At 44.6% G+C, this 11,668-nt stretch carries 6 protein-coding genes; 1 reads left to right on the top strand and 5 read right to left on the bottom strand.

What is annotated here, in order from left to right; genetic code table 11:
* Nucleotides 1-250 precede the first annotated feature (250 nt).
* From malK to F607_RS0120990, 5 genes are all read right to left on the bottom strand, one after another.
* Nucleotides 251-1,366 (bottom strand): maltose/maltodextrin ABC transporter ATP-binding protein MalK, encoded by a 1,116-nt coding sequence (malK, locus tag F607_RS0121010; protein WP_027709650.1) that lies wholly within the window; start codon nucleotides 1,364-1,366, stop codon nucleotides 251-253.
* A gap of 19 nt (nucleotides 1,367-1,385) precedes the next feature.
* Nucleotides 1,386-3,008 (bottom strand): alpha-glucosidase, encoded by a 1,623-nt coding sequence (locus tag F607_RS0121005; protein WP_027709649.1) that lies wholly within the window; start codon nucleotides 3,006-3,008, stop codon nucleotides 1,386-1,388.
* Between the two features lie 146 nt (nucleotides 3,009-3,154).
* Nucleotides 3,155-5,926 carry an HTH-type transcriptional regulator MalT gene (gene malT, locus F607_RS0121000; RefSeq protein WP_051311707.1) on the bottom strand — a complete coding sequence of 924 codons (2,772 nt, stop codon included), beginning with the start codon at nucleotides 5,924-5,926 and terminating at the stop codon, nucleotides 3,155-3,157.
* 534 nt (nucleotides 5,927-6,460) lie between these two features.
* Nucleotides 6,461-9,043, bottom strand: coding sequence for a bifunctional aconitate hydratase 2/2-methylisocitrate dehydratase (gene acnB, locus F607_RS0120995; RefSeq protein ID WP_027709647.1), 2,583 nt, complete (start codon nucleotides 9,041-9,043; stop codon nucleotides 6,461-6,463).
* A gap of 426 nt (nucleotides 9,044-9,469) precedes the next feature.
* Complete coding sequence (locus tag F607_RS0120990) at nucleotides 9,470-10,339, bottom strand: universal stress protein (RefSeq protein ID WP_027709646.1); 870 nt, start codon at nucleotides 10,337-10,339, stop codon at nucleotides 9,470-9,472.
* 417 nt (nucleotides 10,340-10,756) lie between these two features.
* On the opposite strand from F607_RS0120990, the gene F607_RS0120985 reads away from it, so the two are divergent.
* Nucleotides 10,757-11,410, top strand: a complete 654-nt coding sequence (locus F607_RS0120985) for a hypothetical protein (protein ID WP_027709645.1) — start codon at nucleotides 10,757-10,759, stop codon at nucleotides 11,408-11,410.
* Nucleotides 11,411-11,668: the final 258 nt, after the last annotated feature.

The raw sequence follows: 11,668 nt of genomic DNA, 5'->3' as shown, positions 1-11,668 counted from the left end.
AAGGATGGTGGAAATGCAGTTTATGCATAATGACATGGATGTCATATAGTAGAGCAATGCAGGAGCTATTGCCGAGGAGCATTTAACTGCCACCCCAGTGACTTATTAATATAAGCTCCTGGGGCCTCATCATTTGGCGGCCCAGTTAGCACTTTTATAACAGCTACTGATGCTATCGCTCGTTTTAACAGACCAGACTAGCCCCGCTAAAAAAACCTTCGTTTTGGGTATGGTAGCAGGGGTAAAAGGATTAGAAGTTCAGGCTTGGTTCTTTAATTAGACGACGACAGGCTGAACCATCAGCACGAAATAAATGACAACGTGAGACGTCTAATCCGATAGTATACGTTTCTCCTTCGTATACTTTGGTATTACCATCAGCACGAATTGTAATGTTGTCTGACAAGCCTGGCATGTCTGCATATATCAGTGTGTGGTCTCCTAAGCGTTCGACCACATTGACGTGTCCATCAATGGTGACATTAGCTGTTTCAGGTAAAGCAAAGTGCTCTGGGCGAATGCCTATTGTTGCACTTTCACCTGGTTGTATCTGTGTACCATCTACTTCAAGCGTAATGGGTCGTCCATTGGTGAGGCGGGCGGTCACAGAGGTAGGATGAGTCTGCTCAATAGTACATGGAATAAAATTCATTTGTGGGCTACCAATAAAACCCGCTACAAACTGGTTGGCAGGATAATGGTAAAGTTCAAGAGGGCGACCAATTTGAGAAATAAAGCCAGCATCCAAAACCACAATTTTATCAGCCAGAGTCATGGCCTCGACCTGGTCGTGGGTAACATAAATCATAGTGGCTTGCAGACGCTTATGAAGCTTGGCAATCTCTATACGCATCTGCACCCGCAACCCTGCATCTAAGTTAGAGAGTGGTTCATCAAATAACAGCACTTTAGGTTCGCGTACAATAGTGCGTCCTATAGCTACCCGTTGTCGCTGCCCCCCGGAAAGATCTTTTGGTTTTCGCTCAAGTAAAGAAGACAGTTGTAAAGTATTTGCGGCTTTTTCTACACGCTGTTTTATAGTGGATTTATTGACTTTCGCTAGTTTAAGGCCAAATGCCATGTTCTCTGCAACGGACATATGGGGGTAGAGTGCATAAGATTGGAACACCATACCCACTGAGCGGTCTTTTGGGGGGACATCATTAACCTGTGTGTCATCAATGAATAAATCACCTTCACTGATGTCTTCCAACCCGGCAATCATCCGTAATAGGGTTGATTTACCACAACCCGAAGGGCCAACAAACACCACAAATTCTCCGCTTTGGATATCCAAATTAATATTTTTGGATATTTCTGCTGTACCATAACGCTTATAAACATTGCACAGCTTGACACTGGCCATTTTATACTCCTACTGTCGATTAATTCAGCATCATAATGAGCGTATCAAACGCATCCAACTTAAGGGTGTTTTGTTGAAGCTGACCTAGGCAGTGAGGTGCTGGTAAAACTTCGACGTGTGCTTCAGTGACTTGAGATAAAGGTATTGTCACCGCCTGTTGATTAAGGTTGATGGCTACCAGCAGATGTTGATTTTCATGACTGCGCTGATATAGCAATACCCCTTCAGGTGCAGCAAGATAATCAATACTTCCTGTGATCAGGGCTGGCTGGTTTTTTCGCCAAGCAAGGAAGTCCTGATAAGCCTTAAGCATTGAGTCTGGTTGCCCTTGTTGCTGGTCGACACTGTGTTGATAATGCTCTTGGGGTACAGGTAACCAAGGCTTTACGTCTGAAAAGCCAGCATTGTGCTGATCATGTTGCCAGGGCATGGGAGTACGACATCCATCACGGCCCTTAAACTGTGGCCAGAAGGTGATACCGTATGGGTCTTGTAACTCTTCAAAAGCAAGCTCTGCTTCCGTAAGACCTAACTCTTCACCCTGATAAACACAGATGCTGCCACGTTGGGTGAGGAGGAAGTGCATATAGGCTTTTGCGTGTTTGGGTGTTATACCCCAACGGCTTAAAACCCGCGCCACATCATGATTACCTAACGACCAGCAAGGCCAGCCATCACCCAGTGCTGCTTCCATATTTTCCATGGTGGTTTGTAGAAAGTCGGCGCTACTTTGTTCAGTAAGTAAATCAAAAGAGTAGGCCATGTGGAGCTTATTACCCTCAGAGGTATACATTGCCATGGTTTTTAATGAGTGGTCACAGCCAATTTCACCCACCGTGGTCGTTTCTGGATAACGATCCAGCAGGGTACGTAGCTTTTGTAAAAACTCAAGATTTTCAGGGCGTGTTTTATCGTAAATATGCTGTTGATAGCCATAAGGGTTATCTGGGCGAACACCAATACTGCCATCCACAATTTTTTTACTGGGAGGATTATCCCGTAATTTATCATCATGAAAATAAAAGTTGGCGGTATCCAGGCGAAAGCCATCAACACCTCGCTTCAACCAAAACTCCACATCATTTAGCAGTTGTTGTACAACATCTGAATTATGAAAATTTAAGTCAGGCTGACTGCTTAAAAAATTATGCAGGTAATATTGTCGGCGTCGGCTATCCCAGGTCCAGGCCGAGCCTCCAAAAATCGATAGCCAGTTATTGGGTGGACTACCATCGGCTTTAGGGTCAGCCCACACATACCAGTCGGCTTTACTGTTTGTTTTACTGTTACGGCTTTCTTTAAACCAGGGGTGCTGATCTGATGTGTGACTAAGTACCTGATCAATAATCACTTTTAGGTTGTGTTGATGGGCGGCTGCAATCAGTTGATCAAAATCTTCGAGTGTGCCGAAAATCGGATCAACATCACGATAATTGCTGACATCATAGCCAAAGTCTTTCATCGGAGAGGTAAAAAACGGCGACAGCCAAATAGCATCAACATTTAGGTTGGCAATATAGGGTATTTTGGCAGTGATGCCAGGCAAGTCACCAATACCATCCTGGTTAGAATCCATAAAGCTGCGTGGATAAACCTGATAAATAACGGCTCCACGCCACCATTCCTGATTATGCTTACGCATTGTAATTACCTTGCTCATCCCAAATTAGTTAACAGATATCCTTATCATCAAGAATCAAGGTAACAAAAACATCCTCCCCCAGGATTTAATTTATAGGCGTAGATACAGGGCGTAGTCCTTACTGGTTAATCCCCTTGACTTGCTGTTTAATCACCTTGAATAGTGCGCAGCATTTTATTAGCTATATCGATGGCTTCATCTCGGTGGTTAACATTGAGCTTTTGGTAAAGACTACGAATATGGGTTTTGATGGTACTGGGTGCCACTTCCAGGTGTCCAGCAATTTGTTCATTACTCAAGCCACTATGAATCAGGCTTAAGACCTGCCATTCTCGCTTGGTTAGGGGGGTAGATTTTATTAATTCAGGGATATCAGCCTGCTGCAGAATATCACCAATTAATGTTTCATCTAACGTGATGGTAATCGATTTGTTCAAGCTGCGTTGCTGCTGAGCTAGTTTAATCAAGCGTTCAGCTCGTTGTAGCTCATTGTCAGCTAGGGGGTAGTCTTGCTTTAGCGCTTTTAGCATCACAATAAGCGACTTACCTATCAGTAAAAAGCTGCTGATAAAGCCTGTTGTTGTTGCCAGCTGAAGCGCCTGTTCCAGATGCTCTAAGGCAAGCTCTCGTTCATCTTGTGACCAATAAGCTTGTGCAAAACATATATGGTTACGGTTCTGGTCAGTAATAAGGCGGTATTTTACGGCTTGTTGTTGCAGTGACGTCAATATATCAATGGCTTTAGCAGGTTGGTTAAGATAGATTTCTGCTCGAGCGCGATTGCGGGCATGACATTGGTAAAAGTGATTAGTGGCCGGTGATAGTGGTGGGGCCGCTTGCTGCCAGCGTTCAATAGCCGCCATATCCTGGGTTGCTTGCCAATAAGCGAGCATTGTTGCATGGGCATTTGCCATCCAGTCACTGTGATAGTCATCACCTTGCATCAACTGTTGTAGTTTTTGTATATAGTCAGCACATACAGTATGTTTTCCACGAAGCAATGCGATTTTTGCCAGTAGGGCATAGCATTGTAAGAACCAATGTTCACCTTGGGGACGTAAGATTTCGATCCCGGCGAGACTGTGTTTTTCCGCACCATCCAAATGATGCCACTCAAATAAAACCTGAGCACGCACTCGATGAATAAACTCCATGATCGGTAAGTGATTCACCTGATGCTCTGTCGCAAACTGTAAGGCTTTATCTTGAATATTAAAGGCTTTTTGTAGATAGCCCTGTGCCATGGCAATTTCAGATTGCTGGCACTGGGTCCATAGCGCGATTTGACTGGCACCTCTTAATCGGGCGAGTTGTTCGGCTTCTTCCATCATCTGCTGTGCTTTGGTTAGCTGACCCTGGCAGAAGCTGGCTTCACCTAAGACGGATAAGGCGACAGTTCGAATACGCCGCCGTTCTTCGGGCAAATTAGCCAGTGCATCCTGAGCTAGCATTTGTGCTTCTTTTATTTGCCCTAAATTCATCGCCAGTTGAGCACGAATGGTGTTGAATTCGCATTGAATTTCTTGCCATTGAGGTTGAGGCATTTGCTGAGGGAGCTTTTGTTCTGCTTGTACGAGTAAGTTCTCAACGTCATCGTACTGGTAAAGATTTTGGGCAACCCAAGCTCCCAGCATGGTGAGTTCAGCGTTTGCAGCCAGCGTTGCTGAGGGAATGCTGTTTAATGCCTGTTGCAAAATACGACACTGGCCTTGTTGGTAGAAAGACCAGCCATGTTTCAGCAAGATTTCAGTGAGTGCACAATGGTTTTCACCCGCAATGGCATGGGTCAGCGCCTCGTGAATATACCCCAACTGTTGCCAGCCAGCACAGGCGCGTTGATGTAAGGTCTGAGTTTGACCAGGATAGTGCTTGCCTAGTTGGTGACGAAGGAAGGTTGAAAATAATGGATGATAACGATACCAGTGACGCTGACAATCAAGGGGCGTAATAAATAAACCAAGTTGTTCCACTTGTTCCAGCATGGCTTGGCCATTTTCAACGCCAGTGACGGTTTTCACTAAATAGTCATTCATGCTGTCAAGTACACTGCTGAAATACAAAAACTGTTTTATTTCAGGTGAAACCTGTGTCAAAACTTCTTCAGCCAGATAATCCAATAAATATGTGTGGCCCTTAACGACTTCATTGGCCCATGACTCAAAGCTATCAATATCGGGTGTTGAGAGCAGGGCAATCAACTGTAAAACCGTTGGCCAACCTTCAACTTGTTGCAACAGTGGAGCAAGCTGACAGGGTGTTAGTGAAAAAGGTAAGCGGTCTGCAAAAAACTGGTGAGCATCATCTTCATCAAATGCCAGTTGATCAGGTGCAATTTCTAATAATTGATCGTGCAGCCTTAAGTTAGCAAGGCCCAGTGGCGGCAAGCTTCGGGAATTAATCACAATGTGTAAAAACGCAGGTTTATGTTTAATTAAGAAGCGAAGCCCCTGGTGAATCACTTCGTTGTCAATCCAGTGGTAATCATCAAGTACCAGTAATACAGGAGTGTCTGTATTGGCTAACTCCATAAGTAACCGAGAAATATGGCTTTCAAAGTGAATGGGGCTGGCAGTAAGTACTTGCTCAAGTGACTGGGGACAACGTTGTGTTGCTTGTTGAAGGCAAGCAGTGAGATATGCAATAAAACGGACTGGCTCGTTGTCAGCAGAGTCAATGCTAAACCATGCGACAGGGTGATTGAGTTGGTTGATCCAGTCTAAGCTCAGGGAAGTTTTGCCGTAGCCAGCAGGGCCATGTATCAGGGTTAGTTGGTGAGTTGAATAGTCTGCTAACTGACTTGCTAAACGAGGTCGATGAGTGAGTTTTGAAGGTCGGTTGGGTACTGATATTTTGGATGGAATTAATACCAGTTGACCTGAGCCGGACTCCACTGTTTTGGCTAAATGCGCAGATGCCATAGTCACTGCCTGTAAACTGCTTTTGTTTAGTCGTTTTTCTTTATTGGCGTATTTATACCGCTAAGTAAGGGCCTGTTAACACTAATTGAATCATCACTGCCGTAGACTATTTTTTCGCCTAGCAAGGCACAAGGAATGCCGTGTAGTCATTCTACATAAATGACTTGTAACACCGCTAGGTGGAAAAATAATCCCGGCCCGAAGGGTTATGTCGGTAAAAGCACTACTCGTTGTTGCTCATTGTTTATTTAGAACAACTAAACTTCACGCTTCGCGCCTAGATTAGTGCTTTTACCGTCATAACAGTGATATTCAATTAGTGTTAACAGGCCCTAGGGTATCTAAATTATTATTATGCCTCTGGTTCACAAGCGATCTGCAGTTTGTCTGCGAGTAGATTAGATGCAGATTGCGAACCAACAGTACCAAGCCAAAGGTACTGACGCAAGATTGTAATAGTAGTCAGATAACAAAAGAAAAAGAAAAACCCGCTAAGGCGGGTTTTTCTGGGTAGAGCGAGCTTTCGTAAAAGAGTTAAGACGTTGCCGCATCAGTGGCAATAATTTGGTTAGCTGCTTTTTGGAATGATTCAATTTCATTGAAATTCATATAACGGTAGATATCTCCAGCCATGCTATCAAGGTTTTTAGCGTAGGACATATACTCATCTACAGTTGGTAGCTTACCTAAAATAGATGCGACGGCGGCTAATTCAGCACTGGCCAGGTACACATTGGCACCATCACCTAAGCGGTTAGGGAAGTTTCGGGTTGATGTAGAAACGACTGTTGCACCAGCAGCAACTCGGGCCTGGTTACCCATACATAGCGAACAACCTGGCATTTCCGTCCGAGCACCGGCACGGCCATAAACATTGTAGAAGCCTTCTTCCATCAACTGGTGCTCATCCATTTTGGTAGGTGGAGCAATCCATAAACGAGTGGCAATAGGTGAGGAAAGCTGATCAAGCAAACGACCTGCAGCCCGATAATGACCGATGTTGGTCATACATGAGCCGATAAAGACCTCATCAATCTTGTCACCCGTCACTTCTGAAAGTGGCTTGATATCATCAGGGTCATTTGGGCAAGCCAGTAAAGGTTCTTTAATCTCATTCAGGTCAATTTCGATAACAGCAGCGTACTCAGCGTCTTCATCCGCACTCATTAATTGAGGATTGGCCAGCCAGGCTTCCATTGCTTGGGCACGACGCTCCAATGTACGCGCATCACCATAACCTTCGCTGATCATCCAACGTAGCAGTGTTATGTTAGAGGTGAGGTACTCAATGACAGGCTCTTTGTCCAGTTTGATAGTACAGCCTGCAGCAGAGCGTTCGGCAGAGGCATCGGACAGCTCAAAAGCCTGCTCAGCTTTCAAATGAGGCAAGCCCTCAATTTCCAAAACCCTTCCAGAGAAAATATTCTTCTTATTGGTTTTGGCAACTGTCAACAAACCTTGTTGGATAGCCGCATAAGGAATGGCATTAACCAGGTCACGTAAGGTAATACCAGGCTGCATTTCACCTTTAAATCGAACCAGCACCGACTCAGGCATATCCAATGGCATCACCCCTGTGGCTGCGGCAAAAGCCACCAGACCTGAACCGGCAGGGAACGAAATACCAATTGGGAAGCGAGTATGTGAGTCACCACCGGTACCAACTGTGTCTGGCAATAGCATACGATTCAACCAGGAGTGGATAATGCCATCCCCTGGGCGTAATGAAACGCCTGCACGATTACGAATAAAGTCAGGCAGGGTGTGCTGAGTTTCAATATCCACTGGCTTGGGATAAGCCGCAGTATGACAGAAAGACTGCATCACTAAGTCGGCAGAGAAACCCAGGCAGGCGAGGTCTTTAAGCTCGTCACGGGTCATGGGGCCGGTAGTATCTTGTGAGCCAACCGTGGTCATTTTAGGTTCGCAGTATTGGCCTGGTCGAACCCCTTCAACGCCACAGGCCTGACCGACCATTTTTTGGGCCAGGGTAAAGCCTTTAGTTGAGCTTTGTGGGGCGACAGGGCGTCTAAATACTTTTGACGGTTCTAGGCCCAGTGTTTCACGAGCACGATCAGTAAGGCCGCGGCCGATAATCAGTGGAATACGCCCACCGGCACGTACCTCATCCAGAATGACATCGTTCTTTAGTTTAAACTCAGAAAGAATATTGTCAGTGCCGTGGGCTTTGATAACACCTTCATAGGGATAGATATCAATCACATCACCCATGTTCAGGTTGCTGACATCACACTCAATCGGTAACGCCCCAGCATCTTCCATGGTATTGAAGAAAATAGGTGCAATTTTGCCCCCTAGTACGACACCACCTGCACGTTTGTTGGGAACATGAGGAATATCATCACCGATATACCACAGCACAGAATTCGTCGCAGATTTACGCGATGAGCCGGTACCGACCACATCACCGACAAACGCAACAGGGTGTCCTTTTTCTTTTAGTTCAGCAATTTGCTCCGCTGCGTTGGTGATGCCTTCGCGGGGCATTTTATACATAGCTTTCGCATGGAGTGGGATATCAGGGCGAGACCAGGCGTCAGGCGCTGGTGATAGATCATCCGTGTTGGTTTCACTTGTCACTTTAAAAACCGTTAAGGTGATCTTTTCCAGTAATTCTTTTTTAGCAGTGAACCATTCAGCATTAGCCCAGGACTCCATGACGCGCTTAGCATGTGCGTTACCCGCAGCTGCTTTTTCGGCTACATCATGGAAAGCATCAAACATCAATAAGGTATGCGATAACTCATCCGCAGCCAGACTCGCCAGCTGATCATTTTCTAATAACTCAATGAGCGTGGCGATATTATAGCCACCCAGCATGGTGCCCAGTAATTTGGTGGCTTGCTCTTCGGAAATTAATGGTGAGTTTGCTTCACCTTTTACGATAGCTGATAAAAAAGCTGCTTTAACATAGGCCGCTTCATCAACTCCAGGAGGAATGCGCTCAACTAATAGTTCAAGCAAGTAGTCTTCTTCGCCTGCAGGGGGGGACTTAAGCAGCTCGACTAACCCTGCAGTTTGTTCCGCGTTAAGTGGTTTGGGGGGAATGCCTTCTGCGGCGCGTTCTTCAACATGTTTGCGGTAGGCTTCTAACACGGTCTTACCCTCATCAGTGTGCTTCCTGCCGGGTTTATTATCACGCGCTGGTGATGATGCTCATCAGTGAATTAGGTGGGCCTTTAGGGCTTGAACTCGCAAGCGCTTATGGGGTATTTGGCAGGTAAATAAATAGCAGTTTAGGAACCCCACTTGGTTCCGGAAGTATAACTAAATAAGGGAAAATTGTTAAGTAACTCGCTGACTTACATCATTAATTTCCATTATTCATGAAAAAAATTTTACAAACTGTCGTATGGTTATAAGCCACTTGAAGTGCAGAATATTGAAGTACAGTATATATAGTAGTTGCGCATAAAAAAACTGTAATGAGTCTTGGCAGTGCTCATGCAGTCCATGAGCACTGGTGGAGTTTCCCTGTAATGGTAGCCTGAGGTCGTAGTACGTAGCATCTACAGCTGTTGCTTACTTATGGCTGAGTGCCGCCTCTAATGTCTCCATAACATGTGTAGGTTTTAGTGTAAGAATATCGGCTTCCAGGCTATCAATTATTTGCTCAGCAGTATTGCCAATAATAGCGCCTTTTAAACCACTGCGAGCGACAGTACCAATGACGACTAAAGGCGCATCTAACTGCTTGGCAATATGAGGAATATAGGTTGATGCTGGGCCTTCTTCGACATGAATATGGTCTAAAGGAATATGGTATTTATCTGCGTAACCAGTACAGACCTCTAAATATTTTTTCTGTAAGGCATCCTGTAACTGATAAACAGGATCAGGTGATGACAGCATAGGTGCAGGGTGTGCTGAAGCCAGGTGACACTCACCATCAGCAAGGCCGGCGATATCTCTGGCATGGCTAATAATGACATCATTTAATATTTGGTGGTCACCATCGTTTGGATCTGCATCGACTGCCGCTAATATATTACCATTCTCCCAAGGCTTATCATTTTTGACTAATAAGATAGCGGCAGGGCACTGTCGGAGCAATTTCCAATCACTGGGAGTAAAGACGACTTTACTCAGTTCACTTTCTTCTCGTGCGTCTTTAATGACCAATTCACATTGCTCTGCTTGTTGAACCTTGATGATGGTCTCGTGCAGGCTGTGATACCAGTGAATATGTTTCGTGACAGATAATCCTTGTGCTCGAATAGGCTCACACCAGTCACTGAGAACAGCATGGGTTTCTTCATCAGGATGAGGGTTACAACATAGGATATGAAGTTGGGAGCCTGTTACATGTGCAATCGCACAAGCACGGTTAAGCGCAGTATGTTCAGGCTTGCGGGTATCAACAACTACCAGCAGTTTACGTATTGCTTGCATGGTGCTTTTCCCTATTCATGAGCATTCGGGGTTAGACCGTTGTTACTCGCAACGAGATGGTTGCCATAGATTTCAGGGCATTTTTGAGGTGCCCTTCAGTGTATATTGAACGTTTACATTACTATACAGAGGTTACCCGTCATTTGATGACAGTTTAATACTCGACAAGAGTAGGATAAATGTAGTCTAAGATTGATTTTCAAACAACTGTTTGATGCGCATCAAGTCAATGTTCTGGAATGGTGACTCATTATTCTCCTTCAAGACGCTTTCCATTTGCGTTGAGCGGTAAACTAAAATTCTTCTCTCCATCTTCTTATCCTGAATTGGATTTCATGACCTAAACTGGAAGTTTGTTATTGATACGTTTTAAGCAGGCCGTAAAAACGCTTTATTGAGCGTAAGGTAGTTAATCATATGCAGTGGTATGTGCCTGTTATTCAATTAAATTTTTCTGCGCTTCGTTGGCTGTGTTTATTACGGCTGGGGTTGCGTTTGTGGCTTGTGCTGTTTGTTATTTTTGCCAGTGGGGCGGCTCATTCTTTTCCCTTCGGGGGGTTATTAAAAGGTGGAGAATATATTCATCAGTCTGAGTTGGTTACTGGCGCAGTGTATGCCAGAGATATTATTAAAGGTGAAAATGATGCGCCGATTTTAGTGGAATATGATCTTGAAGGAAATGAAGTAAAAGCACTTGGAGAACATAGTGGGCGTTATGCTGATACACGCATAATGAGTCTCACTGAATATAATGGTTATTTATTACTAAGAGAAAAAGTAGAAAACCTTTATGCTCAAAAATTTGTGCTCTTAAAACGTAACGCCTATGAAAACAGTCTGTTGCTGGATCAGGATGGAAATCCTATAAATAAAAAAGCATTATTGCCAGATACATTATTTGTATGGATATTAAAACAGGAATTTATCGTACCGGACGAAAATTATATTTTATTGGAAGTACCTGTTGACCCTTATCTGTCCCCCTTCACCGTCGAACTCAATACACTTCGTAGTTTGTTGGTCTCGAATACCTCAGGGAAAATTATTTATACTCGATTCCGGAGTTTTTAATGCTTGACTAGCTGGGTAAGATGGTTCTGAGAAGACTGGACTACAGCCAGGGCTCCTTTTCTTCGCCTTGCAAAGAACGATCAACACCCCGACTGCAGACCAGTTGTGTAGTAATATACCGCTTCTGTCTATCAATAGCGACTACTAGACGACGGTTTGTGATTATTAACCCTACACCACATGTAAAGAAGTTTGTTCAAGATATCAGCGGTGTTTTAGCCGCTTCTCAGCAATCTGCTGCATTCACTCATGCACAAT

The sequence above is a fragment of the Zooshikella ganghwensis DSM 15267 genome (assembly GCF_000428585.1).
Lineage (GTDB): Bacteria > Pseudomonadota > Gammaproteobacteria > Pseudomonadales > Zooshikellaceae > Zooshikella > Zooshikella ganghwensis.
Note: the sequence above shows the minus strand (reverse complement) of the source record. Positions and strands in the feature narration are given on the sequence as shown.

Excerpts from the sequence above, each read along its gene's own strand:
- malK (WP_027709650.1), bottom strand. The coding sequence starts at position 1,366 with ATGGCCAGTGTCAAGCTGTGCAATGTTTATAAGCGTTATGGTACAGCA.
- F607_RS0121005 (WP_027709649.1), bottom strand. The coding sequence starts at position 3,008 with ATGCGTAAGCATAATCAGGAATGGTGGCGTGGAGCCGTTATTTATCAG.
- malT (WP_051311707.1), bottom strand. The coding sequence starts at position 5,926 with ATGGCATCTGCGCATTTAGCCAAAACAGTGGAGTCCGGCTCAGGTCAA.
- F607_RS0120990 (WP_027709646.1), bottom strand. The coding sequence starts at position 10,339 with ATGCAAGCAATACGTAAACTGCTGGTAGTTGTTGATACCCGCAAGCCT.
- F607_RS0120985 (WP_027709645.1), top strand. The coding sequence starts at position 10,757 with ATGCAGTGGTATGTGCCTGTTATTCAATTAAATTTTTCTGCGCTTCGT.